Source organism: Lentzea waywayandensis (assembly GCF_900115955.1).
GTDB lineage: Bacteria > Actinomycetota > Actinomycetes > Mycobacteriales > Pseudonocardiaceae > Lentzea > Lentzea waywayandensis.
Map to the genome: position 1 here is coordinate 751,556 of NZ_FOYL01000002.1, position 24,891 is coordinate 776,446.

Annotated in this window: 27 protein-coding genes; 14 read left to right on the forward strand and 13 right to left on the reverse strand. The window is 68.9% G+C overall.

Annotated features, from left to right (window positions below; all coding sequences use genetic code 11):
* Nucleotides 1-148 precede the first annotated feature (148 nt).
* Nucleotides 149-910: a GntR family transcriptional regulator gene (locus BM417_RS08345; protein ID WP_093589553.1), complete on the forward strand. Its 762-nt coding sequence runs from the start codon at nucleotides 149-151 to the stop codon at nucleotides 908-910.
* Here BM417_RS08345 and BM417_RS08350 read toward each other — a convergent pair whose 3' ends face one another.
* Nucleotides 911-2,608: a cation:proton antiporter gene (locus tag BM417_RS08350; RefSeq protein ID WP_093589556.1), complete on the reverse strand. Its 1,698-nt coding sequence runs from the start codon at nucleotides 2,606-2,608 to the stop codon at nucleotides 911-913.
* 51 nt (nucleotides 2,609-2,659) lie between these two features.
* Nucleotides 2,660-4,273 (reverse strand): purine-cytosine permease family protein, encoded by a 1,614-nt coding sequence (locus BM417_RS08355; RefSeq protein WP_093589559.1) that lies wholly within the window; start codon nucleotides 4,271-4,273, stop codon nucleotides 2,660-2,662.
* 78 nt (nucleotides 4,274-4,351) lie between these two features.
* Between BM417_RS08355 and BM417_RS08360 the strand changes: the two genes are divergently transcribed.
* Nucleotides 4,352-4,819 (forward strand): hypothetical protein, encoded by a 468-nt coding sequence (locus BM417_RS08360; protein WP_093589562.1) that lies wholly within the window; start codon nucleotides 4,352-4,354, stop codon nucleotides 4,817-4,819.
* On the opposite strand, the gene BM417_RS08365 is transcribed toward BM417_RS08360, so the two are convergent.
* Both BM417_RS08365 and BM417_RS08370 read right to left on the reverse strand, forming a co-directional pair.
* Nucleotides 4,816-6,783, reverse strand: coding sequence for a WD40 repeat domain-containing serine/threonine protein kinase (locus tag BM417_RS08365; RefSeq protein ID WP_143138558.1), 1,968 nt, complete (start codon nucleotides 6,781-6,783; stop codon nucleotides 4,816-4,818). The two genes, BM417_RS08360 and BM417_RS08365, sit on opposite strands and share 4 nt — an antisense overlap.
* Before the next feature lie 123 nt (nucleotides 6,784-6,906).
* Nucleotides 6,907-7,491: a class I SAM-dependent methyltransferase gene (locus tag BM417_RS08370; protein WP_177320334.1), complete on the reverse strand. Its 585-nt coding sequence runs from the start codon at nucleotides 7,489-7,491 to the stop codon at nucleotides 6,907-6,909.
* 70 nt (nucleotides 7,492-7,561) lie between these two features.
* Here BM417_RS08370 and BM417_RS08375 point away from each other — a divergent pair, with 70 nt between their 5' ends.
* Together BM417_RS08375 and BM417_RS08380 are read left to right on the forward strand one after the other, a co-directional pair.
* Entirely contained in the window at nucleotides 7,562-8,482 is a 921-nt protein-coding gene (locus tag BM417_RS08375) for a helix-turn-helix transcriptional regulator (RefSeq protein WP_218164392.1), read from the forward strand.
* A 75-nt stretch (nucleotides 8,483-8,557) separates the two neighbouring features.
* Nucleotides 8,558-9,040, forward strand: a complete 483-nt coding sequence (locus BM417_RS08380; protein ID WP_093589573.1) for a GtrA family protein — start codon at nucleotides 8,558-8,560, stop codon at nucleotides 9,038-9,040.
* A 5-nt stretch (nucleotides 9,041-9,045) separates the two neighbouring features.
* Here BM417_RS08380 and BM417_RS08385 read toward each other — a convergent pair whose 3' ends face one another.
* Together BM417_RS08385 and BM417_RS08390 are read right to left on the reverse strand one after the other, a co-directional pair.
* The gene (locus BM417_RS08385) at nucleotides 9,046-9,291 is read right to left on the reverse strand and encodes a DUF2630 family protein (protein WP_093589576.1); all 246 of its coding nucleotides are present in this window, start codon (nucleotides 9,289-9,291) and stop codon (nucleotides 9,046-9,048) included.
* 10 nt (nucleotides 9,292-9,301) lie between these two features.
* On the reverse strand, nucleotides 9,302-9,658 hold the full coding sequence (locus BM417_RS08390; RefSeq protein ID WP_093590933.1) for a VOC family protein: 357 nt from the start codon (nucleotides 9,656-9,658) through the stop codon (nucleotides 9,302-9,304).
* Between the two features lie 216 nt (nucleotides 9,659-9,874).
* Here BM417_RS08390 and BM417_RS08395 point away from each other — a divergent pair, with 216 nt between their 5' ends.
* The 3 genes from BM417_RS08395 to BM417_RS08405 all read left to right on the forward strand — a co-directional run bounded on the left by BM417_RS08395 (nucleotide 9,875) and on the right by BM417_RS08405 (nucleotide 11,741).
* Nucleotides 9,875-10,729, forward strand: coding sequence for a lytic polysaccharide monooxygenase auxiliary activity family 9 protein (locus BM417_RS08395; RefSeq protein WP_245821776.1), 855 nt, complete (start codon nucleotides 9,875-9,877; stop codon nucleotides 10,727-10,729).
* Nucleotides 10,714-11,262 (forward strand): DUF305 domain-containing protein, encoded by a 549-nt coding sequence (locus BM417_RS08400; RefSeq protein ID WP_218164393.1) that lies wholly within the window; start codon nucleotides 10,714-10,716, stop codon nucleotides 11,260-11,262. Before BM417_RS08395 ends, BM417_RS08400 begins: the two co-directional genes overlap by 16 nt.
* Before the next feature lie 107 nt (nucleotides 11,263-11,369).
* Nucleotides 11,370-11,741, forward strand: coding sequence for a VOC family protein (locus BM417_RS08405; RefSeq protein WP_093589579.1), 372 nt, complete (start codon nucleotides 11,370-11,372; stop codon nucleotides 11,739-11,741).
* Here BM417_RS08405 and BM417_RS08410 read toward each other — a convergent pair.
* Nucleotides 11,738-12,100: an STAS domain-containing protein gene (locus tag BM417_RS08410; RefSeq protein WP_177320335.1), complete on the reverse strand. Its 363-nt coding sequence runs from the start codon at nucleotides 12,098-12,100 to the stop codon at nucleotides 11,738-11,740. The genes BM417_RS08405 and BM417_RS08410 overlap by 4 nt on opposite strands.
* Nucleotides 12,101-12,212: 112 nt before the next feature.
* Here BM417_RS08410 and BM417_RS08415 point away from each other — a divergent pair, with 112 nt between their 5' ends.
* A complete protein-coding gene (locus BM417_RS08415; RefSeq protein ID WP_093589585.1) occupies nucleotides 12,213-13,133 on the forward strand; it encodes a sensor histidine kinase in 921 nt (306 codons plus the stop codon).
* 4 nt (nucleotides 13,134-13,137) lie between these two features.
* Here the strand turns inward: BM417_RS08415 and BM417_RS08420 are convergent, their stop codons facing one another.
* The 4 genes from BM417_RS08420 to BM417_RS08435 all read right to left on the reverse strand — a co-directional run bounded on the left by BM417_RS08420 (nucleotide 13,138) and on the right by BM417_RS08435 (nucleotide 16,084).
* Nucleotides 13,138-13,575 (reverse strand): general stress protein, encoded by a 438-nt coding sequence (locus BM417_RS08420; protein ID WP_245821777.1) that lies wholly within the window; start codon nucleotides 13,573-13,575, stop codon nucleotides 13,138-13,140.
* Entirely contained in the window at nucleotides 13,572-13,922 is a 351-nt protein-coding gene (locus tag BM417_RS08425; protein WP_143138559.1) for a hypothetical protein, read from the reverse strand. Before BM417_RS08425 ends, BM417_RS08420 begins: the two co-directional genes overlap by 4 nt.
* 82 nt (nucleotides 13,923-14,004) lie before the next feature.
* Complete coding sequence (locus BM417_RS47655) at nucleotides 14,005-14,181, reverse strand: hypothetical protein (protein WP_177320336.1); 177 nt, start codon at nucleotides 14,179-14,181, stop codon at nucleotides 14,005-14,007.
* Between the two features lie 124 nt (nucleotides 14,182-14,305).
* The gene (locus tag BM417_RS08435; protein ID WP_093589596.1) at nucleotides 14,306-16,084 is read right to left on the reverse strand and encodes a hypothetical protein; all 1,779 of its coding nucleotides are present in this window, start codon (nucleotides 16,082-16,084) and stop codon (nucleotides 14,306-14,308) included.
* A gap of 136 nt (nucleotides 16,085-16,220) precedes the next feature.
* Between BM417_RS08435 and BM417_RS08440 the strand changes: the two genes are divergently transcribed.
* From BM417_RS08440 to BM417_RS08465, 6 genes are all read left to right on the forward strand, one after another.
* Nucleotides 16,221-17,228 carry a LacI family DNA-binding transcriptional regulator gene (locus BM417_RS08440; protein WP_093589599.1) on the forward strand — a complete coding sequence of 336 codons (1,008 nt, stop codon included), beginning with the start codon at nucleotides 16,221-16,223 and terminating at the stop codon, nucleotides 17,226-17,228.
* Between the two features lie 14 nt (nucleotides 17,229-17,242).
* Nucleotides 17,243-18,838: an FAD-dependent oxidoreductase gene (locus BM417_RS08445; protein WP_245821778.1), complete on the forward strand. Its 1,596-nt coding sequence runs from the start codon at nucleotides 17,243-17,245 to the stop codon at nucleotides 18,836-18,838.
* Between the two features lie 133 nt (nucleotides 18,839-18,971).
* Nucleotides 18,972-20,174, forward strand: a complete 1,203-nt coding sequence (locus BM417_RS08450) for an ABC transporter substrate-binding protein (protein WP_093589602.1) — start codon at nucleotides 18,972-18,974, stop codon at nucleotides 20,172-20,174.
* Complete coding sequence (locus BM417_RS08455) at nucleotides 20,171-21,058, forward strand: carbohydrate ABC transporter permease (RefSeq protein ID WP_245821779.1); 888 nt, start codon at nucleotides 20,171-20,173, stop codon at nucleotides 21,056-21,058. The genes BM417_RS08450 and BM417_RS08455 overlap by 4 nt, the downstream gene beginning before the upstream one ends.
* Nucleotides 21,048-21,881, forward strand: coding sequence for a carbohydrate ABC transporter permease (locus BM417_RS08460; RefSeq protein WP_093589608.1), 834 nt, complete (start codon nucleotides 21,048-21,050; stop codon nucleotides 21,879-21,881). The genes BM417_RS08455 and BM417_RS08460 overlap by 11 nt, the downstream gene beginning before the upstream one ends.
* Nucleotides 21,878-22,771 carry an alpha/beta hydrolase gene (locus BM417_RS08465; RefSeq protein ID WP_093589611.1) on the forward strand — a complete coding sequence of 298 codons (894 nt, stop codon included), beginning with the start codon at nucleotides 21,878-21,880 and terminating at the stop codon, nucleotides 22,769-22,771. The genes BM417_RS08460 and BM417_RS08465 overlap by 4 nt, the downstream gene beginning before the upstream one ends.
* On the opposite strand, the gene BM417_RS08470 is transcribed toward BM417_RS08465, so the two are convergent.
* Entirely contained in the window at nucleotides 22,762-23,826 is a 1,065-nt protein-coding gene (locus tag BM417_RS08470) for a family 2 encapsulin nanocompartment cargo protein terpene cyclase (RefSeq protein ID WP_093589614.1), read from the reverse strand. The genes BM417_RS08465 and BM417_RS08470 overlap by 10 nt on opposite strands.
* Complete coding sequence (locus BM417_RS08475; RefSeq protein ID WP_093589617.1) at nucleotides 23,826-24,680, reverse strand: geranyl diphosphate 2-C-methyltransferase; 855 nt, start codon at nucleotides 24,678-24,680, stop codon at nucleotides 23,826-23,828. Before BM417_RS08475 ends, BM417_RS08470 begins: the two co-directional genes overlap by 1 nt.
* Nucleotides 24,681-24,891: the final 211 nt, after the last annotated feature.

Here is a 24,891-nt window from a genome sequence, read left to right on the forward strand (position 1 = left end):
GTCAGGTCTCGACGGGTGAGGTAGAAAGTGGCACAGACCACTTATCAGGTCAATACCCAGCTCGGGCCCGTGAGAGCGCTCCCGATCTTGTTCGAACTGGTTACTTACCACTGGTATGCGATACTGACCGCCGACGAAGCGGAGAGGCATGGCCGAAGCGATCCTCAAGCGCGAGCGGGTCCGCGACCACCTGCTCGAACTCATCGAGACCCACCCGGCGGGCGCCCCGATCCCCGCCGAACGCGTGCTGTGCCAGCAACTCTCGGTCTCGCGCCCCACCGTCCGCTCGGCCGTGGAGGAACTGGTCAACACCGGCCTGCTGGTCCGCCAGCACGGCCGCGGCACCTTCGTGGCCCGCGCCAAGATCACCCAGGAAATGGTCTCCGACACCGGATCCATGTCCCTGCCCCAAGCAGGCGGCACGTGGTCGTCCCGAGTGCTCGAACACGCCCGCATCCCGGCCGGCGCCCGAGTGGGCCGCCGCCTGCACCTCTCCCCCGCCGCGGACATCCACTACATCGCCCGCCTGCGCCTCGTCGACGGCGAACCGATGGCGTTGGAGTACCTGCACGTGCCCGCCCTGGTCGCGCCCTCGTTGACGTTGCACGACATGGAGTCCGGCGACTTCTACGAACGGCTGCGCGAGCACGGGGTGCACGTTTCCGAGGCCGTGCAGTCGATCGAGCCGACCGTGGTCAACGACTCGGAGGCCGCGCTGCTCGGAGTTCCCGTGCTGGCACCGGCGTTGTTGTTCGAGCGGCTGACCACCGACGCGGAGGGACGGCAGGTCGAGTACGTGCACTCGATCTACCGCGGGGACCGGTACCGGATCGTGTCGCGGCTGACGCTCGGAGCCTCGCCGCGCAACACGGTGGACGTCGAGGCGCGGATCGGCAACAGCCCGTTCTGATCACATGAACCGGGTGCTCTGACTGTCGATGAAGCTCTGCGCGCGCTCGAGCGTGTGGGAGGCATAGGTTCCCCCGGCACGGGCGTCCAGCAGGGCGTTCTGCTGCGCGTCCGTCATCATCCGCTGCAGCTCGCGATGCTGGTGCATCGACCTGTCGGGGTCCTGCTCGATGAACTTCTTCTCGATGCCCTCGCTCATCGCGATGACGCGCTCGAGGGTCTGCTCGAGCAGGTGCTCGTCGAACGGCTGCCCGTTCTCGCGGCACAACGTCGAGCTCTCCAGCAACGTCCGGCTCGACGTCACCAGTTCGCTCGCCAGCCGGGCGTACTCGCGACGTTCGTGGTCCTCGTCGTTGCCCCGGATGCCCAGCCACCTGATCACGAGCGGCAACGAGCCGCCCTGCACGACCAGGGTGAGGATCGCGACGGTGAAGGCGATGAGGATCAGCTCGGTGCGGAACGGCAGGTCCTCCGGCAACGTCTGGGCGGCCGCCACCGTCACCACCCCGCGCATGCCCGACCACGCGAGCACCGCCCCGCCCCGCCAGCTCAGGCCCTCACTGGCGTAGAAGGCGACGTCGGCCTGCTTGCGTTGCAGCATGCGGATTCCACGGTCGTACCGCTTCTCCTCGCCGGGCTTGGGGCCCCGCGCGACGAACCGGTCCGCGAAGGCCTCCAGCTTGCCGGTGAACGCGTCCGCGCGGCGTTGCTGGCGGCGCAGCAGGGCGATCACCGGGATGGTGAACGCGACGCGCAGCAGGACCAGCGCCACCGTGGCCAGCACGCCGATCACCAGCGTGCGCACCAGACCCTCGTCCGCCACGGCACCGACGACGGACGTGAGCTCGAAGCCCACCAGCAGGAAGACGCCGTTCTCCAGGATCAGCTGGATCGTGCGCCAGTTGGTGCGTTCGGAGATGCGGTCGTGCGCGGTGAACCGCTTCGCGCTCTGGTGGCCCGTGATCAGGCCGGCCACCACGACGGCGATCACGCCGGACGCGTGCACCTCCTCGGCCGGGATGAACGCCAGGAACGGCACCACGTACGAGATCGCGGTCGTGAGCACGGGCTGGCCCTGGATCTTCGATCGCGCCCACACCGACACGATGCCCACCGCGGCACCGATCACCACGCCCACCGACACGGCGTACGCGAAGTCGGCCAGCGCACTGCCGAACGACACGCTGGCCGTGATGGCGACGATGGCCGTGCGCAGCAGCACGAGGGCGGTCGCGTCGTTGACCAGGCCTTCGCCCTCAAGAATCGTGACGAGCCTGGGCGGCAGGCCCAGCTTCTTGCCGATCGACGTGGCGGCGACCGCGTCCGGCGGGCTGATCACCGCGCCGAGTGCGAGCGCGGCCGCGAAACCGATCTCCGGTAGCAGCCACCAGATCAGCAGGCCGGTGCCGAACGCCGACACGGCCACGAGCAGCACCGACAGCGCGCCGATGGTCGCGAAGTTGCGTCTGAAGTCGACCACCGGCACGTTCACCGCCGCCGAGTACAGGATCGGCGGCAGCACGATCACCAGGATCCACTCGGGCTCCACGACCAGGTGCGGCGCTCCGGGCAGCCGGCTGCACGCCATGCCGACCAGCACGAGCAGCACGGGTGCGGCCACGCCCAGTTTGGGCGCGGCGTACGACACCACCACGATGATCAGTACCGCCGCGACGGCGAGCAAGGCCCATTCCTGCATGACGTGCAGTTTGCTTGATCGGAACGGACCTCGCCCGGGCAGCCACGCCGGTCAGGAAGCAGGAAGCACGTGCCGGCCGTCACGGTCGGTGCTCAGGCACAACGAGCAGATCTCGCCGCCCAGAGCGCTGGCCGTCATGTCCGGCCGCTCGTACGACTCCGCGCACACCACGCACTCGTACCGCGTCCCGCTCGGGTTGCCGTCCTCGTCGAGCACCGGCTCCTCGATGCCGTCGTCGGTGCGGCGCAGGTAGAACCGGCCGCGCGTGAGCACCGCGAGCAACGGCGTCAGCACGATCGGGATGCCGACCGCGACCAGCGGCGAGTACGGCTGGATCGCCGCGCCGAAGAGTCCGAAGTAGACCGAGATGGAGAAGATCGACGAGGCGAGGAACGACCCGACGCCCACCGGGTTGACCGGGAAGAGCATGCCGCGGCGGAACTCCGGCTGCTTCGGCGACAGCTTGAGCAGGTACTTGTTGATCGCGATGTCCGCCGCGACCGTGACGACCCACGCCATCGCGCAGTTCGAGTAGAAGCTCAGCAGGTTGTTCAGGAAGCTGAACATGTCCGCTTCCATGAGCACCAGCGCGATCGCGAGGTTGACCAGCACGAACACCAGTCGCCCCGGATAGTGCTTCGTGACGCGGGTGAAGGAGTTCGTCCACGCCAGCGACCCCGAGTAGGCGTTGGTGACGTTGATCTTCACCTGGCTCAGCACCACGAGCACCAGGGCCAGCGGCACCACCAGCCACGCGGGCATGAACTGCTTGAACACCCCGGTGAACTGCTCGATCGGTTCCACAGCGGCGACCTTGCCGACCGCGTCGAGCACGTAGACCGCCATGAACGCGCCGATCGCCTGCTTCAGCGCGCCGAACACCACCCAGCCCGGTCCGGCCATGATCACGGACGTCCACCACGCACGGCGGTTCGAAGCGGTGCGCGGCGGCATGAACCGCAGGTAGTCGATCTGCTCGCCGATCTGCCCCATCAACGACAGGCAGACGCCGGCGCCGAGCATCACCGCGGCGGTGTTCACGCCGGTGTCCCCGTAGGCGAGCCAGCGGCTGACCGAGTCCGGGTCCGCGATCACCAGGTACAGCAGCGGCGCCACCATCAGCAGCAACCACAACGGGTTCGTCCAGCTCTGGAGCTTCGCGAGCACCTTCATCCCGTAGATCACCAGCGGGATGATCACCAACGTCGAGGCCAGATATCCCAGCCACAGCGGCAGCCCCAGCGCGTAGCGCAGGCCCTGCGCCATGATGGAGCCTTCGAGCGCGAAGAAGATGAACGTGAAGCTCGCGAAGATCACGCTCGTGATGACCGAGCCGTAGTAGCCGAAGCCCGATCCGCGCGTGATCAGGTCGAGGTCGATGTTGTACCGCGCCGCGTAGTAGGCCAGCGGGAACCCCGTCACGAAGATGACGATCGCCGCGAACCCGATGGCCAGCAACGCGTTCCCGGTGCCGTGCGCGAGCCCGATGCCCGCGCCGATCGAGAAGTCCGCCATGTAGGCGATCCCGCCCAGCGCCGACGCCCCGACGACGGCGGGTGTCCAGCGCCGGTACGTCCGGGGCGCGAACCGCAGGGTGTAGTCCTCAAGCGTCTCTTTGGACGCCGCACGAACCGGCGCAGGCTCCACAACCTCGTCAAGGGTCATGGATCTCGACGCTAGGAAACGTGCGTTTCAGCCGATCACGCCGCTTGTGACGGACCGGTGACGCTATGTTCACCGATCATGGATGATCTCGTGACGTTCATGAAGCAGCGCAGGCTCGCCGACGAGGCGGCCGCGCAGACGTGGGCCGAACGGGCCGCGACCATGTCGGAGTGGGCACGCAAGGTCGTGGTCCTGCTGACGAACCACCAGATCCCCGCCGAGCACACGCTGCACGACACGGTCAGCGGCCAGAAGGTGCGCATCGCGTCCGGGTGGCTCGTGCTGGCCTCCCGGATACCGAGCTCGACCCACCCCGGGGTGTTCAAGGAGGCCGGGATCTTCCTGACCCCGGCCGCGGAGCTCTGGCAGTACGACAACGAGTGGCCGATGGCCGCCCGCCTCACCGCGACCATTCCCGCGTTCAGGACGCCGGACGGCGCGGTGATGCGGGCCCGCTGCGAGTGGATCCTCGACAACGTCGTCGAGGCGTTCGCGGACACGCTGGAACGCCACGGCATCGACGTCTTCGAGCTGGAAGGTCTCTAGATCTTCCAGATCCGGACGGTCTTGTCGTCGCCACCGGCCGCGATCCGCTTGCCGTCCGGGGAGAACGCGACCGTCTGGATCTGGCCACCCGCGCCGATCACCGTGGCGCGGACCTTCTTGGTCTCCACGTCCCACAGCTGGACGAAGTTGCCCTGACCCCAGGCCGCGACCGTGTCGCCGTCCGGGTGGTACAGCGCGCTCGAGAGGGTGAGACTGTCGTCCGCGCGCAGGAACACGGCCTTGCTCTGCCCGGACTCCACGTCCCAGAGCTGCATGCTGTTCTTGCCGTCACCGTCGATGACCGCCAGGGTCTTGCCATCTGGCGAGAACGAGCCGCCGTCGCCGGTCGAGTCGTTGATGGTCTTGACCGTCTTGCCGGTGGCCGGGTCGACGATCTTGATCTCCTGGTACTTGGTGCCGGCGTAGGCCAGCAGCTTGCCGTCCGGGCTGAACGACAGGTCGCTGCTGCCCTGCGCCTCGGTCAGGCCGATCTTGACCGTGCGGGCCGCCACGTCCCAGACCTGGAGACGGCCGGTGTGGGTGATGCCGACGAGCGTCTTGCCGTCCGGGTGGAAGCGCAGGGTCTTCATGATCGACCGGCTCTGGTCGAGGCCGCCGATCATCGAGCGGTCGGAGATGTTCCACAGGTACGTGGTGAAGTCACCGGTGCGGTTGCCGCCCGCCGCGAGGATCTTGCCGTCCGGGCTGATCGCCACCGCGCACGCCGAGGCGCCGCCGGGGCCGTCCGGGTTCTGGACGGTGCCGATCAGCTTGCCGGTCGTGGTGTCCCACAGGCGGACCAGTGCGCCGCCGTCGCCCAGGCCGTCCTCGGCGCTGGCGAGGATCTTGCCGTCCGGGCTCCACGCGACCGAGGAGACCGACGCCTTGTGGTCGACCAGCTGGACGTGCTCGGTGAACTCCTCCGGGCGTCCCGGCTGGGCTTTCGACGAGGTCGTCGACTGCTCGGAGCCGCCCTCCTTGTTGGAGGCCGCCTTGTTGTCGTTGGTGGACGGCAGTTCGGCCCCTCTGCCGTCGTTGTTCTTCGTGCTGAGCCACCACGCGGTGCCGCCGCCGATCACCGCGAGCGCCCCGCCTCCCGCCAGCAGCAACGTGCGTCTGCTGACGCCCTGCTTGGCCACGACCGGCAGCACGACGGGCGCGCCGGCGAGCATCGCCAGCGCCTGGTCGACCGAGGCGCGTTCGGCGGGGTTCTTGCGCAGCAGCCCGCCCAGCAGCGACGTGAGGTGCCCGGCGCGTTGCGGGGGCGGCGGGTCCTGGGTGAGCAGCATCGACAGGGTCGTCATGAAGTCCTGGCCCTGGTACGGCGGCCTGCCCTCGACGGCGGCGTACAGGGTGGCGCCGAGCGACCACAGGTCGGTCGCCGGGGTAATCGGCGCGCCGGTGCCCTGTTCGGGCGCCATGTACGCGGGTGTGCCGACGATCGAGCCGTCGGTGGTCAGCGGGACGTCGCCGGTGAGCCGCGCGATGCCGAAGTCGGTGATGACGACCCGGTCGCCGGACAGCAACACGTTGGCGGGCTTGAGATCGCGGTGCACGATCCCGGCCTGGTGCGCCACCCGCAGCGCGCTCAGCATCGACGTGGCGATGTAGGCGACCTGGTCCGCGGGCAGCGCGCCCTGGGTCTTGATGGCGTCGGACAGCGATCCGCCCCGGACGAACTCCATCACGATCATCGGGGTGCCGTTGTACTCGACGACGTCGTGCACGGTGACGATGCCGGGGTGGTTGAGCTGGCCGGCGAGCTGCGCCTCCCGCATGGCGCGCTGGCACAGCAACGCCCGCTGCTGCGGGTCGAGCCCGACCGGCAGCAGCAGTTCCTTGATGGCCACCTCACGGCCGATGACCTCGTCCCGGCCGAGCCACACCCGGCCCATGCCGCCGACGCCGATCACCTGAACAAGCCGGTAGCGCTGCGCCACCAGACTTCCCGTCGCATCTGTCACGGCGGGCAGCTTAGATGGGAGAACACGCTCCCACGAACGTATCCGGCAAGTTCGTGAACAATCGGAACTGTTGGCAGCAAAGAAACATCATGCGCATTCAATCGGTCGACAATGGACCTGTCCCTAGTGGACTCTCGCGACCTCGATTCCGATCTCCCCGAACATCCGCAACTTCCGCGTCCTAGTCGGTTCCGTGGTGAACCCGGCCTCGCCGATCCCCTTGGCCGCGTGACCGTGGTGCGCGATGTCGGCGAGCACGAGCAGGCCGCCCGGCCGCAGCACGCGACGCACCTCGGCGAGCATCTCCCCCTTCGACGGCCCGTCGAGGTGGTGCAGCATCAGGCTGGAGAAGACGACGTCGAACGACGCGTCGGGGAACGCCAGCTCCTGCGCGAACCCCCGGTCCAGCTTGGCCTTCAGCCCCGCCCGCCGCAGCTTGCGTTCGCTCCGCGCGAGCATCTTCAGATCGGGGTCCACGCCGACGAGCTCGACGTCGCGATGACGCTTTCCGGTGGAGCGCAACAGGTTTCCAGTGCCGCAGCCGACGTCGAGCACTCGTTGCCCGGCACTCAGCCGCGCCACCTCGACCATCTCCTGGTGGATCGCGTGCAATCCGGACACGCGGTGCAGCACGTCGTAGAACGGCAGCAGGTAGTGCTTGCCCATGCCGGGCAGATAGTCCCGCTCCTGGGACGATGTTTCGGCCATGAACTCATTCTGACTGCGGCCAGACCTGGATTTCTGTGCCGATCCACGGTTTGAGTGGGACGATTTGACGGTGCGCGCCATCCGAACGCCCAGGAAGGGCGCCGAGCCCGCGAAGTACGCCTGGCAACCCGCTCCCGGCGACCTGCCCGTCATGGCCGTGCTGCTCGGGCACGGCGCGGACTTCGACGGCTCGCACGAGGCCCACTCCCACGACTTCCCCGGCCTGGCCTACTTCGAGACGGCCGGCGGCGTGGTGCGGCACGGCCGCCAGGTCAGGCAGGTCGAGGCGGGCGACCTGTTCGTCATCGCGCCCGGCGACGTGATGGGCCAGGCCCACCGGGACGACCTCGTCGACGCACGGGGCTGGGGCGTCTTCTTCACCGCCGACGCGCTCGGCCCGGACACTCCCGGCGCGCACCTGGCGTGGCGCACGCACCCGTTGCTGTTCCCGTTCGTCCACGGCGGTGCGACCGGTGCGTTGCGGCTCAAGGTCCCCGTCGAGCGCCGCGCCGAGTGGACCACCCGCGTGGAGGCGCTGCACGAAGAACTCGTGCAGCGTCCCGACGGCTATCGGGAAGCCGTGTCGGCGCACCTGACGTTGCTGCTGGTCGGGGTGTCGAGGCTGGCCGCGGACGTCGTCGGCGACCTGCGCGAGAACGCCGAACCGCTGCTGGCCGAGGTGTTCGACGTGATCGAGCGGCGTTACCCGGAACCGTTGTCGCTGCGCGAGGTCGCCGCCGCGGTCAGCATCTCCCCCGGCCACCTGACCTCGACCGTGCGCAAGCGGACCGGGCGCACGGTGCAGGAGTGGATCACCGAGCGCCGGATGGTCCAGGCACGGCGGCTGCTCGCCGGGACGGACCTGCCGATCGGCGACATCGGCCGGCAGGTGGGCATCCCCGACGCCGGCTACTTCGCCCGGACGTTCGGCAAGCTGCACGGAATGAGTCCTACGCGTTGGCGGCGGTTCAACCACCTGAACGGCCGCTGAACTCCTGCGGACGGCCTGTCGATCACCAGGCGTTTCGTCGTATTCGTCCCTCCCGGCCGTGGCACTGTCGTGACCATGACCGGCACCACCCTGAACGACGGCAGAGACCTCGGCGCGACGTTCCACGACCTGATGGAAGTCGTCGTGAGGTGGCTGCCGTTCGGGCTCTCCGGCGTCGTCGCGCCGAGCTTCCTCGGGTTCGCCCTGATCAACGGGTTCACGTTCGGCATCGACCTGCTGCTGCTCACGCTGTTCCGCAGCGGCCTCGGCCTGCCGGTGCCGATCGCGTTCACGATCGCCTACGTGCTCGCGTTCGGCCTGAGCTTCGTGCTCAACCGGGCGCTGAACTTCCGCTCGCACGCGCCGGTCGGCCCGCAGGCGGGCCTGTACGCCGTCGCGATCCTGATCAACTACCTGGCGTTCATCCTCGGGGTCGGCAGCGCGCTGACCGAGATCGGCCTGCAGTACCACCTGTCCCGCATCGTCGCCGGCGCGTGCGAGGCCGCGTTCATGTACAGCGTGATGCGCTGGATCATCTTCCGCGACACCAAGAACTGACCGGCCTACTGCAGGTAGCCCTCGACCTCGCCGACCGCGCGGGCCGGGACGTCGTCCGCGTCGCCGCCCAGCGACCGGGCGGACCGGCGCCGCCGCAGCAGGTCCCAGCACTGGTCGAGGGCTTCCTCCAGCGACCGCAGCCGGGCGTGCTCCTCGTCCGTGGAGATCTCGCCGGACGCGAGCTGCTGACGCAGCTTGTGCTCCTCGTCGACCAGTTCGTTGATGCGGCCCAGCACGTTCTCGTCGCTCATCCGCCCGACTCTACGACGAACCCAGGGGCAGCGCGGCCAGCGACAGGCTGTTGCCGTCCGGATCGAGCACCTCGACGTGCCGGACGCCGTTGGAGTACGTCTCGACGGGCTCATGGCCGACCCCGAAGTCCGCGAGCCGGGCCAGTGCTTCGTCGAACTCGTTCAACGCCACCCCGAACGTGATCATCGAGCCGCCGACGCGCGACGACCGCACGTCACGGGCGTCGAGTACGACGTACGCGTTCTCCCCGACCTGCCAGAGGTGTTCCTCGCCGATGACCTCGTCGGCCTCGCGGCCGAAGAACACCTCGTACCACTCCAGCGACCTCGGCAGGTCGCTCACACACATCACGCTGTGCAGGTCCACGCGCTCCACCCTCCCGAACGTCTTGGAGGGGTAGACCGGTCGCGCGACGCGAACTCATCGGTGTCGGCTGCGGCCCGGCACCAGGGGCGATTCGTCCGGTTGGTCCAATGAAATGGTTCAACCACTTGTTTACACTTGTGAACAGGGCCGCCGACCCGTCGCGCGAACCACCTCCCTCGCGGAAGTGTTCGCCACCTCCGCCTGCCAGGAGGCGTTTTGAAGACGCGCACTCGGCTTGCCCTAGCGAGCCTCACCTCCACCGCCGCGGTGGTCATCGCGTTCATCGTCCCCACGACGCCCGCGATCGCCCACGGCACGATGTCCGATCCGGCCAGCCGGGTCTACACGTGCAAGAACGAGGGCCCGGAGACCCCGAAGTCCGACGCATGCAAGGCGGCCGTCGCCGCCGGTGGCACGCAGGCGTACTACGACTGGAACGAGGTCTCGCTGCTCGAGGCCGGCGGGCGTCACCGCCAGCTCATCCCGGACGGCAAGCTGTGCAGCGCGGGCCGCGACAAGTACCGGGGTCTCGACCTGCAACGCGCCGACTGGCCCGCCAAGCGGGTCTCGGCCGGGCCGCTGACCGTGACCTACCACGCGTCGGCACCGCACTCGAACAGCAACTTCGAGTTCTACATCACCAGGGAAGGCTGGAACCCGACGCAGCCGCTGCGCTGGTCGGACCTCGTGCACCTGCAGACGTTCAACGGCCAGAACCCCAGCACGTTCACGAACTGGACGCTGAACCTCCCCGGCCGTTCCGGGCGCCACATCCTCTACTCGATCTGGCAGCGCGTGGTCGGCAGCAACGAGGCCTTCTACACGTGCTCGGACGTCGACTTCGGCGGCGGCAGCACGCCTCCTCCGACCACGACGACCACCACGCCCCCGCCGACCACGACCACCACGACGACTCCCCCGCCCGCCGGTGGAACGTGGGCAGCGGGCACGACCTACTCGATCGGCAACCGCGTCACCTACAACGGTGTGAACTACGAGTGCCAGCTCGCGCACACCGCCCTCGCCGGGTGGGAGCCGCCGAACACGCCCGCCCTGTGGCGACGCCTCTGATGCGGTTCCTGTTGCTGGTGCTCGCCTTCATGGTGTCCGGCTGCGCGACCACGCAGCCGGACGCCGTGTTGCGCGGCGATCCGCTGGACGTGATGTTCCTGCAGATGATGCTCCCGCATCATGAGCAGGGAGTGGAGATGGTCGCCCTCGCGAAAGACCGTGCCCAGAACGAGGAACTGCGCATGCTCGCGGCCGCGATCGAGCAGACCCAGGCGACCGAGGTCGGCACGATGAAGGACTGGCTGACGTCGTGGGGCGAGCCTTTGACGGCACCACCGGACTCCCATTCGGGCCACGGCGGCATGCGGCAGTCCGATCCCGAGGAGGTGGCGAGGTTGTCCGCGCTGCGCGGCGCGGAGTTCGACCAGCGCCTGCTCAACGTCATGATCGCCCACCAGGACGACGCCGTGCAGATGGCGCGCTGGGAGACGGGCAGCGGCGCCAACCGGGAGGTGAAGGATCTCGCGGACCGGATCGACAAGTCCCGCACCGCGCAGATCGGCATGATGAAGAAGTTCCTCGACAGGGCGTAGCGCGGCACCGTGCGGGGCGTGGACCACAAGGGCTACCGCCGTCGCACCGACGACTACTACGCCGAGAGGTACCGGTTGATGCCACTAGGCGCAATAGGCTGGCGCGCATGACATCCGTGTTGCAGAACGTGGCGATCGACTGCGCGAACGCCTACGAGCTGGCGCTGTTCTGGAGCAAGGTCACCGGTCGCCCGCTGCATCCCGACGACAAACCGGGCGACCGGGAGACCGAGGTGCTGCTGGCCGAGGGCCCGGTCCTGTACTTCAACGAGGTGCCGGAGCCGAAGACGGTGAAGAACCGCCTCCACCTGTGCCTGCGCCCGGACACCTCACGTGACGAGGAGGTCGAACGCCTGCTGGGCCTCGGCGCGACGTTCGTCGGCGATCACCGCAACCCCGACGGGACCGGCTGGGCGATCCTGGCCGATCCCGAGGGCAACGAGTTCTGCGTGCTGCGTGGCGAGTCCGAACGCGCCTAGGCCGGCGCCATCGCCTCCAGCACGCTGGATCGCACGCCCAGCACGCTCATCAGTTCGAGCGCCTGCAACGGCCGCAGCACCGCCGCGGTGTTCGCGACGATCACGAGCGCGCTGCCGCGCCGCAGGCAGAGGTCCTGGTGGTCGAGCAGCAGGCCGATGCCCTGGGCACCGAGGAAACGCACGCCGCTCAGGTCCAGCACGACGGACGCGGGTGGGGCGACCTCTCGCACCGCCTCACCGAGGCAGTCGGACAGGTTCTGGGCCGTCGAGACGTCGATCTCGCCGGCGACCCGTACGAGGACGGTGTCGCCCAGTCTCTCGCGGGTGGAGCGGAAGGGGACTTGACCGTTGGGGAGCACGCGGCAACCTCCAGTAGGGACGGCACGCACGACCGTCACACGGGCTGGCTGCTCAACCCAACTGGAACGGTATCGCAGTTCAAGGCCGACAGCGCGCGTAGCATCGGTTCTCGTGACCGGTTTCTTCCACGAGACCGCCTTCTACGGCTCAGACGACGACTTCCTCGCGCACGCTGTGCCGTTCCTCGAGAACGGCCTGCGCGCCGGAGAGCCGTCGGTCGTGGCGTGCGCCGAGCAGAACACCGCTCTGCTGCGCGGAGCGCTCGGCCGCGACACCGCGGTGACGTACATGCCGGGCGCGGACCAGTACGCCCGGCCGTCCGAGGCCATCGCCAGCTACCGGGAACTGTTCGCGGAACACACCGCGTCCGGTGCCCAGCAGATGCGCGTGGTCGGCGACGTGCCGCACCCCGGCATGGGCGCGCCGTGGGACTGGTGGGCCCGTTACGAGGCCGCCGTGAACCTGGCCTACGCCGAGTTCCCGGTGTGGGGCCTGTGCCCGTACGACACCAGGACCACGCCGGCCGACGTGCTGGCCGACGTCGTGCGCACGCATCCCAACATCTCCGTCGCGCCGGGGACGCACGAACCGAACCCCGGCTACCGCGAGGGTCTCGCCGGGTCGGCGCAGGTCCCGGACGTGCTGGAACACCGCTCCCCGCTGGTCGAGCTCGTCGACCCGTCCGCCCGCAGCGTGCGCGAGGCCGTGGGAACGGCGATCGGCGCGATAGGCCTGACCGAGGACGACGCGCACGACGTGGTCTACGCGGCCAGCGAGATCGTCACGAACGGCCTGACGCACGGCGTCACGCCGGTCCGGTTTCGGCTGTGGTCGGACGACTCACGGGTCGTGGTGACGGTGACCGATCGGGGCACCGGCCCGTCCGACCCGCTGGCCGGCCTGATGCCGACAGCCGAGACGTTGTCCGCCGGGCTCGGGCTGTGGATCCTGCACCGCACCTGCGACTACGTGTCGATGGGGCGCGACGAGGACGGATTCACCGTACGGGTGAGCATCGGCGGTCAGAGGTAAGGGCTCAGAGCACGTACTTCGCCGCCCGCGCCGCCTGCTCCTTGTCGACGTGCACCTCGTACCGCCGCGCCTGCAGGGTCATGACGCTCGCGAAGTCACGGCGTCCGCGCGTGCTCCAGTGCGCCACGAACCCGAAGACGGCGCCCCAGAACGCGCCGACCGCGAGGCTGATGAACACGAACCAGGCCCAGGTCTGGCCTGCGGTGAAGAGGCCGAAGAGCAGGCCGATGAACACACCGAACCAGGCACCGCTGGCCGCGCCCGCCACCGCGGCACGGCCTCGCGTCATGCGCCCGGTCACCTGCTCGACCGTCCGGACCCCGTCACCGATGATCCGCACGCTCTCCACCGGGAAGCCGTCGTCTGACATCCGGTCCACGAGCCGCTGGGCGTCGAGGTAGTCCGGGTAGCTCGCCAGCAGGGACGACTCGGTCTGGGTCACTTCGTGCTTGATGTCCACCTCTGCCGGTTACCCGCGATCACCGGCGACGAATCGCGCATGATCACCGCGGGTAACCGGGCGAGCAGGCGGTGGGCGACCGTCAGCAACGTCCGCGCCTCCATCCGCTCGCCGTGGCCGAGGTGCTCGCCGGCGGCCTGGACGCTCGCCAGAACGTGCGGCTGCACCTCGGCGTCGATCGCCGCGCACCCGTCCAGCGCCTCGTTCAGGATCTCGCGGGCCCGTTCCGCCTCGATGTCGGTGAGCGCGGTGCACACGGCGTTGTCGAGCTTCTCCACCGCGTTCACGCGCAGCTGCCGCAACGAGGTCTCGTCTAGTTCGGTGGTCACGATCATCGCCTGCCTTCACAGCCGGATACCTCGCGCCGACTGCTTGACGCCCCGAGCACTCATACCCGGCGCGAGAGGCCGCTCAAACAACCTGCCGCAGCTCCCGATCGCACGCGATCAGGTGTTCCCACGTGCGGCCGCGCTGGCTCGGTGGTGCCGAACCGTCCGCGGTGCAGATCGGGTAGACCAGACCGAAGGGGACGGGTTGGTCGAACTCGTCTCCGGTGTGGACGTCGACCAGATGACGCACGTGTGCCATCGAGACCACTCCTTCGCACGGATTGCGGAGCCAGCGGGTCCGGGATCACCGAATACCCCGTGAGCTGCGCGAACAAGCCTGTCAGCGTTGCGACATAAGAGTGAAACAATCCATCCTCAGTGGACTAGCGCGCCGTGATCGTGAGGGTGAGGGTGCCGTCGTGCGGGACGGTGAGGATCTGCATGCGACGGCCGGGATAGGTGATCGTGGACGCCGGCCGCAGCTGCGGATCCAGTGGCCGCGCCCAGTCGAACCGGATCACGGTCCGGCCGCGGGTGAGCGTGAGGCCGCGCGAGTCGAGCGCCACCGTGTCGGAATCCCTTACGACCAAAGGAATCTGCTCGGTGGCGGCGGACTGGGCGCGCACCGACCGGACGATCCGGTCGCCCACCGTCACCTCGGTCACCACCGAGCCGGACGGCGTGCGGTAGCGGAACCGGTACGGCTCACCACCGAGGAACTCCGCCTGCTGCGGGCCGTTCGAGTCGGGCACCTGGCCGGGGAAGACGGTGGCCCAGCACGCGTGGTTGTTGTTGTTCATCGACTGCACCAGCGTGCCCGCCACCGGGTGCCACAGGAACGTCAACCCGGTGCGCGCCAACGAGGTCGCGCGGCGGGCACCGAAGTAGCCGCCGACGTACCACCGTGGACGCCGCACGAACAGGAAGTCCTGTCCCTGATCGCTGCGCCGCTCGGTGAAGTGCGCGCGCTGGTACGGCAACCGTGCGATCGCCGCCGTCCGCTCGGCACGGCTCGGGTAGCGCTCGCCATAGATCGCGTGGGCCAGGATGCGCGGTGACGTGTCGGGCTTGGTCAACGCGGGCACCGGGGCGGACGAGGCCGCCCACGCGGCCCGTGCGGCCGCCATGTCCTCGCGACTGGACACGAACGCGGCCAGGTTCGGTACCTCCGCCACGAACTGGGCGTTGAGCACGGTCCGTTCGGGATCGGGCCGCACGTCGGCGTAGAACTTCGAGGACGTGCGCGAGTTCGTGGCGATGTTCGCGAACCAGCCGGAGCCGTCCGGTTCGCGCAGCAGGTTGTAGCCGAGCCAGTCGGTGTACTTGCGGGTCATGGCGACGAGGTTCGGGTCGCCGGACTGCCGCCAGGCGTCGGCCAGCTCGGGCAGCATGACCTCGAAGTTGTAGTTGGTGTCCGCGCCGGACTCCTCGTAGAAGAACCCGGCGGGGCTCTGGCCGACCGTGGTCAGCCGCCGGAACGCCTCGGTGAGTCGCTGTCGCAGCGCGGGATCGGGGTCCTGCTTCAACGCGAGCGCCGAGCCCGCGAGCCCGGAGGTGGTCTGGTTGGCCCAGGTGAGCGGTGACTGCCAGACCGTGCCGTTCGACGGGTCGAGGAACCAGGTCACGGCCCTGCGCAGCGCGGCGGTGATCTGCGCCTGCCGGGACGGCAGCACTCCGGCGCGCTTGAGCAACGCGTTCGTCTTGCTCAGATAGCCCATGGCGAACCCGGTCGCCGCCAGCGAGTGCTGGTCGGGCGAGTACTCCGGCCACGACCCGTCGGCGTGCTGGAGCCCGAGGTAGTGGCCGAGCCCGGCGTCCAGCGCGGCGAGCACCAGGCTGTTGCCGCGGTACGGGTTCCACGAGCGGGACTGCGTCGCGAACCACGCCAGCGTGTAGACGTGCTCCTGGACGCGGGCGTTGTACGAGACGTTCGGGCTGCGCCACCAGCCACCGCCGAAGAAGCCGCTCGAGCTCATGTCGGTGACCATCGGCGAGACGAGCATCAGGTACTGCGCGAACCGCTGTTCGTCGGGCGCGAAGGCGCGGCGGTCCGGGGTGACGGGTGGGGGCGCGGGCAAGGCGTGCGCCGGCGTGGGCAGGGTGGCGAGCAGTCCGATCGCGGTGGCACCGGTGATCAGGCTGCGTCGGCTGAATGCGTTCACGGGCCTACCTCCTTGGCGGAGGACACTCGCGCGGCCAGGCGCGGCCCGTCAAGATGCTAATTCGAATTATTACAGGGTTGACGGCAGGACGGGTGCTGACGCAGACTCCCTGCCAATTCGAATTGGCAGGTGCTCAATGGCCAAGCGGCTCACCCAGCAGGACATCGCGCGGATGGCAGGCGTCAGCCAGGCCACGGTGTCGCTGGTGCTCAACAACCGGACCGACGGCGGTGTCCGCATCGCGCCGGAGACCCGCGCACGGGTCCTGGAGGTCATCCGCAGAACGGGCTACGTCGCGAACCCGATCGCGCGCCGGCTGCACGACCAACGCAACCGCATCCTCGGCGTCTTCACCTACGAGGCGGTGTTCCCGAGCACCCGCGCGGACTTCTACCAGCCGTTCCTCGAAGGAATCGAGGAGCAGGCCGAGGTGGCCGGCTGCGATCTGCTGCTGTTCACCAGCGCCAAGGCGACCGAAGGCAAGCGGCGGATCTTCAGCGACGACAGCAGGATCCGCCTCGCCGACGGCTGCGTGCTGCTCGGTCGTTCCATCGACCGCGACGACCTCGCGCAGCTCGTGGCGGAGGCCATCCCGTTCGTCTCGATCGGCCGGCGTGACGACGCGGGCGGGCCGGTGCCCCACATCGGCGCCGACTACCGCGCCGCGGTGCGCGATCTCGTGGACCGTTCGGTAGCCCTGGGTCATCGCAGGTTCGCGTACGTGGGAGCCGGAACAGGTGCGGAGTCGTCGGCCGACCGGCTGCGCGGGTTCAAGCAAGCCGTTGCCGCACATGGTGTCGAAGGCACGCACGTGCAGTTCGCCGGACTCGGCCAGCTGCTCGACGCGGGCATCACGGCCGTGCTCGCCGAGGAGGTCTCCGACGGTGCCGCACTCGTGCTCGCCGCCCGCCAGCGCGGCCTGTCGGTCCCCGGCGACCTCTCCGTGCTGACGCTCGGCGCGGCCACCCGGCCCGCACCGGACGACATCGGGCTCACCGGCTTCCGCATCCCCCGGCGCGAGATGGGCCGCCGCGCGGTGCAGGCACTGACCGAGGTGCTCGAACACGGCACCACCCCGCAGGAGCTGCTGGCCTGCGAGTTCGTCGAAGGCACCACCCTGGGCCCACGCAGGGCCCAGGGTTGATCAGGAGGAACCTGTTGCCGCACAACACAGATGTCGTCGTCGTGGGCGGCGGGCTGGGCGGGGTCGCCGCCGCACTCGCGCTGCTGCGCGCCGGTCGCCGGGTCGTGCTGACCGAGGAGTTCGAGTGGCTCGGCGGGCAGCTCACCAGCCAGGCCGTGCCGCCGGACGAGCACAGCTGGGTCGAGCGCTTCGGCGTCACCGCTTCGTATCGCGCGCTGCGTGACGGCATCCGCGACTACTACCGCCGTCACTACCCGCTCACCCCGCGGGCACGGGCGTGGCGCGAGCTCAACCCCGGCGCGGGCAACGTGAGCAGGCTCTGCCACGAGCCCCGCGTGGCCGTCGCCGTGATCGACGAGATGCTGGCGCCGTACCGGGGCAGCGGCAGGCTCACGGTCCTCCAGCCCGCCAGGCCGATCTCCGCGCGCACCGACGGCGACCGGATCGTGTCGGTCACCGTCGAGCACCACGGCGAGCAGATCGAACTGACCGCGCCGTACGTCCTCGACGCGACCGAGACCGGCGAGCTGCTCCCGTTGTCCGGCACCGAGTACGTGACGGGCTTCGAGTCCACTCTGGACACCGGCGAGCCCAGCGCGCCGGAGACCGCGCAGCCGGCGAACATGCAGGCGATGTCGGTGTGCTTCGCGATCGACCACGTCGACGGCGACCACACGATCGACAAGCCCGCGCGCTACGACTTCTGGCGCGAGTACCAGCCGGACTACTGGGGCGACCGCATGCTGTCGTTCCGCTCCCCCGACCCGCGCACGCTGACCATCGCCGAGCGCACCTTCACCCCGAACCCGGACGACGACCCGTTGAGCGTCCTCTCCGACCAGCGGCTCAGCGCCGGCGACAGCAACCTGTGGACGTTCCGCCGCATCGCCGCCCGCCGCAACTTCGTCGAAGGCGCCTACGACAGCGACATCTGCCTGGTCAACTGGCCGATGATCGACTACTTCGAGTCGCCGGTGATCGACGTGCCGGACGCGGACAAGCACATCGCGGCGGCGCGTGAGCTCTCGAAGTCGGTCCTCTACTGGCTGCAGACCGAGGCACCACGCGCGGACGGTGGCACGGGCTTCCCCGGGCTGCGGCTGCGCGGCGACGTCACCGGCAGCGCCGACGGCCTGGCCCAGGCGCCGTACATCCGCGAGTCACGGCGGATGAGGACCGAGTACACGATCGTCGAGCAGGACCTCTCGCTCGCCGTGCGCGGCGACAAGGGCGCGGTGCAGCACGCCGACGCCGTGGGTGTCGGCATGTACCGCATCGACCTGCACCCCTCGACCGGCGGCGACAACTACCTCGACGTCGCCAGCTGCCCGTTCGAGATCCCGCTCGGCGCGCTCATCCCCCAGCGCGTCGAGAACCTGCTCCCGGCGGGCAAGAACATCGGCACCACCCACATCACCAACGGTTCCCACCGGCTGCACCCGGTCGAGTGGAACGTCGGCGAGGTCGCGGGCGCGCTCGCGGACTTCTGCCTGGCGCACCGAGTCACCCCTCGCGCGGTGCGCAACACCCCCGGCCTGCTCGCGGACTTCCAGCACCGGCTGGAACGCGACGGCGTCGAGCTCCGCTGGCCGGACGTGTCCGGCTACTAGCTGTTTCTCGGATCCGTGTTCGCGATAGCCGGGCCTGAGGCGGCCCCTGGGGGCACGGACGCCAGGAACCACCTCAGGCTCGACTCTCATCGAACGAGACCCAAGAAACAGCCCCTAGTCCTGGGAGACAACGATGTCCCGACTCATAGCGCTCATCTGCACAGCACTGCTGGCCCTCACGGCCTGCAGCGGATCGGCGGCTTCCGGCCCCAAGTCGCTGCGCATGACCGTGTGGACCGCGAACGAGGCCCATCTCAAGCTGCTCAACGACATCGCGACCGAGTACAAGGCCTCGCACCCGGACGTCACCGAGATCAAGTACGACTCGATCCCGGCCGACGGCTACACCACCACGCTCACCACGCAGATCGCCGGCGGCAACGCGCCGGACCTGGCGTGGATCCTGGAGGAGTCGGCGCCGGACTTCGTCGCCTCCGGGGCGCTCGCGCCGATCAGGAGCAAGGTCGAGAAGGCCGACGAGCTCGTGCCGTCCGCGACGAAGCTCTGGGAGAAGGACGGCGAGCTGTACGCGTACCCGTTCTCCACCTCGCCGTTCGGGCTCTTCGTCAACACCAGCCTGGTCAAGGACGTTCCGGAGACCTGGACGTGGGACCAGGCGATGGCGGCCGCCGCCGCGTCCGGCAAGGGCCTGGTGCTGCCGGACTTCAAGTACCAGAACTGGGCGGTGCTCTCGGCGATCTGGCGCGGCTGGGGCGCGAACGCCTGGAGCGAGGACGGCCGGTCGTGCGGCTTCTCCAGCAAGGAGATGAAGGACGCCATGACGTTCGTCCACAAGGCGATCTTCACGGACAAGGCGATCCCCGGCCCCGGCACGACCGTGGACTTCTTCGCGGGCGACGCCTCCATGGCGGTCAGCCAGATCTCGCGGGCGGGCGCGTTGAAGGACGCCAAGTTCACCTGGACCCTCGTGCCGCTGCCGCAGGGTCCGAAGGGCGACTACGCGGTGATCGGCCAGGCCGGCGTCGGCGTGCTGAAGCGGTCGAAGAACGCCGACGCCGCCGCTGACTTCCTCGGGTTCCTCACGAACGAGGCCAACTCGGCGAAGCTCGCCCAGTTCTTCCCGCCGGTGCGCGCGTCGTTGCTCAACGCCGAGACCCTCGCCAAGAGCAACCCGCTGATCAGGCCGGAGCAGCTCCAGTCGGTCGTGATCGAGGGCATCAACAAGGGCGTGGTGAAGCCGAGCCACCAGGGCCAGGAGGAGCTGAACCAGACGATCCGCGCGGCGCTCGACCCGTTGTGGAAGCCGGACGCGAACGTCGGCCAGGTGCTCGACGGCGTGTGCGCGAAGATCAAGCCGTTGCTGGAGCGCAAGTGACGTTCTGGACGTATCGCAGGCGCGACAACCTGGTCGGCTACCTGTTCGTCGCGCCTGCTCTGCTCGGCAGCCTCGCGTTCGTGCTCATCCCGTTGGGGCTGGTCGCCTGGTACAGCCTCAACGAGTGGAACGTGCTCGGCGGGACGTTCGAGTTCATCGGCGGCGAGAACTACAAGCAGCTCCTCGCCGACGAGAAGCTGCGCGAGTCGCTCGTCGCCACGGCCTGGTTCGCCGCCGGGCTGGTGGTGCTGAACCTGTCGCTGGCCCTGTTGCTCGCGGTGCTGCTCAACCAGAAACTGCGCGGCACCACGCTGTTCCGGACGTTGTTCTTCTCCCCCGTGCTGGTCTCGCTGGTGGCGTGGACGCTGGTCTGGCAGCTCATGTTGCAGCCGGACGGCAGCGTGAACGGACTGCTGAGCGTCCTCGGCGTCGACGGACCGAACTGGCTGCGGGGCGAGTCCACCGCGATGGTGTCGGTGATCGTCGTGCAGGTGATCAAGAACGTCGGCCTGAACATGGTGCTGTTCCTCGCTGCGCTGCAAGGGGTTCCGGCGCCGCTGTACGAGGCCGCGAAGATCGACGGCGCGGGCGCGTGGAGGCGGTTCCGGAGCATCACGATCCCGTTGATCAGCCCGACGATCCTGCTCACCTCGATCATCACGATCGTCGGTTCGTTGCAGGTGTTCGCGCAGATCGCGGTGCTCACCCAGGGCGGTCCCGGCACGTCCACGACCGTGTTGATCTACTACCTGTACCAGCAGGCGTTCCAGTTCCACCACTTCGGCTACGGCGCGACGATCTCGGTGCTGTTGTTCGTCATCGTCGCCGCTCTGACGTTGGTGCAGTGGCGGATGCGCCGGAAGTGGGTGCTCCATGAGGCGTAAGGTCTCCAAGCGAAACGTCGCGCTCTACGGGTTGTTGTGCGTCCTGTGCGTGCCGTTCGTGTTCCCGACGTGGTGGATGGTCACCTCGTCGATGAAGCCGATCAGCGAGATCTTCTCCGAGTCGCTGCTGCCGTCGGAGTGGACGTTCTCCACGTACTCCCAGGTGTTCCGGATGCAGCCGTTCGGGCAGCAGTACTGGAACAGCCTCTACATCGCGGTGATCGTCACGGTCGGCACGATGGCCGTCGCGGCGCTCGCCGGCTACGCGTTCGCGCGCATCCGGTTCCCCGGCCAGAACGCGTTGTTCGTGGTGGTGCTGACCGGCCTGCTCATCCCGAGCGAGGTCACGATCGTCCCGCTGTTCCAGCTCTTCCAGTCGCTCGGGCTGACGAACACGCACTGGCCGTTGATCATCGTGCCGATCTTCGGGGCGCCGTGCGTGCTGGCGATCTTCATCATGCGCCAGTTCTTCATCGCGCTGCCGCCGGAACTGGAGGAGGCCGCCCGCATGGACGGCCTGGGCCGGGCCGGGATCTTCTACCGGATCGCGCTGCCGCTCTCCCGGCCCGCGCTGGGAGCGGTCGCGATCTTCACGTTCCTGCACTCGTGGAACCTCTACCTGGAACCGATCGTGTATCTGTCCACACCGGACATGTTCACGCTGCCGCAGGCGCTGACCCAGTTCGTCGACATCTACGGCGGTCCGATGTTCAACGTGCAGCTGGCCGCCGCGACGATGACGGCGGTGCCGATCCTGGTCGTGTTCGTGCTGGCGCAGCGGCAGTTCATCGAGGGCCTCGCGCACACGGGTGTGAAGGGATGATCGACCCGGAGCTCGCGGCGGCGATCGACCTCTCCCGGCCACCGCTGACGGCGGACGGGATCGCGGAGAGGCGGGCCGCCAACCGGGTCGTCACCGACGTCGAACTGTCTCGGGGCGGTTCGGTCACGTTCACCGAGGAGGACGCGGACGGCGTGCCCGTGCTCGTGCTGCGCCCTGCCGGGGTTCCGGAGGGACCGCCGGTGCTGCACGTGCACGGCGGCGGCATGGTCGCGGGCACCCGCCGCTCCGACCTGCACGTACTGGCGGAGTGGGTGTCGGAGCTCGGCGTCACGCTGATCTCCCCCGAGTACCGGCTGGCGCCGGAGAACCCGCATCCGGCACCCGTGCAGGACTGCTACCGGACGCTGACGTGGATGGAGCGCAACGGTTTCGGCTCTCCGATCGTCGCGGGCACGTCCGCGGGCGGCGGGCTGGCGGCGGCGGTGACGCTGATGGCCCGCGACTACGGCGGCCCGGCCATCCGCGGTCAGCTGCTGATCTACCCGATGCTCGACGACAGGTGCGAGACCCCGTCCAGCCACCAGTTCCTCGACGGCACGATCTGGGTCCGCTCGTCGAACATCACCGGCTGGACGGCGTTGCTGGGTGACGCGCGGGGCGGTCCGGACGTGTCACAGTTCGCCGCTCCGGCTCGCGCCGCCGACCTATCCGGCCTGCCACCGACCTACGTCGACGTCGGCTCGGTGGACGTGTTCCGCGACGAGGCCGTCGGCTACGCCTCGCGGATCTGGCAGGCCGGCGGGGACGCCGAGCTGCACGTGTGGCCTGGCGGCTGCCACGGCTTCGACCAGCTCGCACCGGACGCCGCCCTGTCGCGACGCGCCCGAGCCACGCGCCTGGCGTGGCTCAGGCGGACGCTTCACCTGTAACGCGGATGCGTGGTGTGCCATTCGAAGCCGCCGCCCATCCAGGCCTTGGTGCCCTTCAGGAACCGGTGCAGCTCCACCGACGGCACCGCGAGCAACGCCCTGTGCCCGGCCTCGAAGTCGCGCACAAGCTGGTTGTGCAGCTCCACAGTCCGTGCGGTGGCCTCGGCGATCGAGCACTCCCGGTCCGCGGCGATCTGCAGCACCATGTTGCAGACCGGTTGCTCGTCGGCGGCGTCCTTCTCCACCGACACCAGGTCGTTCACCATCACCGCCGCCGTGCCCGCGGCCGTGAGCAGCTGTCGCACGCGCGGGTCGTAGTACAGCGGCGCGGGCAGTTCGTAGCCTCCGACGGCGTCGATCAGCGTCATCGACGTGTAGAAGGTGTCGTGCTGACGGGTCGCGAGGTACTGCCACGCGGGCGGGTAGTTGCCGGTGTGCCGCCAAGCCGCATAAGCGCCCCACGACACGAACATCGCGAACGTCGAGTAGCAGACCCGTTGCACCACAGTGGCTGTGCTGCGGGACGTGAGGTGCGCGATGCCCGAACGCAGACCGACGAGCACCGGGTCGGCGGCGAGCGTCTCCTCCAGTTCGACGGTGAACTCGGCCGCGGGGGCGACCGGGTCCATCGCGGCCATCGCCAGTGCCAGGCGCGGCGGTAGTTCGGCCGGGATCGCGCCCATCTCGGTGCTGTCCGCGTACAGGTCGTCGGCCGCCCACCACGCCGCGTTCAGCTTCGCCGCGATCAGCAACTGGTCGACGTCGTCGGTGTCCACGTGGGTCAGCACGGCGAGCCGGCCGAACATGCCGCCCAGGAACCGTTCCGGCTCCTCGAAACCGCACTCCCCAGCCCACGCGACCAGGCGTTCGTCGACGGCGGCCGCCAGCACGGCGTCCTCACGTTCGAGCACCGGCACGTACAGCGGCGGCGCGGTGCCGTCGCCCCACGGACGTTCGGCATAACCGGGTTCTGCTGGCAGGGCAACGGCCTCGGGCCGCCCGAGCCGGGCAGCTGAAGTGCCCAGCCCGGACGGCCCGGTGAGGAGATCCCTCATCAGATGCGGTCCGCGACGATCAACAGGTAGTGGAACGACCCTTCCTTGTAGGCGGTGAGGAACGGGTCCTCGACTCCGGTCGCGACCGACGACTTGGCGCGCAGCTCCCAGTACGGGATGGTCTCCGGTGTCAGGTCGACCACGCTGATCGGCACGAAACCGTTGTCCGCCAACGCCCTGAAGTACTCGCTGCGCGGGTGGATGTTGCAGATGTAGTGCTGGTCGATCTGGCTGACCGCCCGCGAACGGCCACCCGTCAGGTCGTTGTAGCAGCCGGTGATGCAGACGTACCGGCCGCCGGGCGCGATCAGCCGCGCGAACTCGCCGTACAGCTGCTGGAGGTCCACGTACATCGTGGTCTCGTTGGTCCAGATGCCGTTGAACGAGCCGGTCTCGAAGCCGGTGTCGAGCATGTTCTTGAAGTGGAAGCGGACCTGGTCCGCGACATCGCGTTCCACGGCCTGGTCGTTGGCGAACGCCACCTGCTGCTCGGAGATGCTGACGCCGTCGACCAGGGCGCCGAACCGGGCGTTGGCCATGAAGCTCGTGCCGCCGCGGCCGGAACCGCCGTCCATCAGGTGGCCGCGCACGGGAACGTCGCCGAACGCGTCCAGCAGCACCTCGGCCTGTGCGGTCTCCAGCCGGTGCATCTCGGCGATGATCGCCTGGTCGCGCACCGCGAGCGGGGCCTCCAGCACCGCCGGGTCGTACTGGCCGAGGCCGTAGTGGTGGTGGTAGAGACCGTCCACCTCACCGAGCTTGATGTTGACCGGGTCCTTCTCCCTGTTCCAGTAGTCCGCGACGGAACGCTGGTAGTCGGTGCGCAGAACCGGCTTCACAGTGGGGCTCGCCATGGTCTGGGTGGCTCCTGTTCGTTGGAACGCTCACTGCCGAACAGGAACTGACCTTTGCAGCTGATGGCCCAACCAGCGATCCGCCGTTCAGGCTTGGTTCGGACACGAACGGGTGGGCCGGACACCGCGTCCCGGTAGGCCTCATAACCCGCGCAAGAGGGTCGGTATCCGCACTTTCGTGGGTTCTCTGCGACCAACCGGATGACGGAAG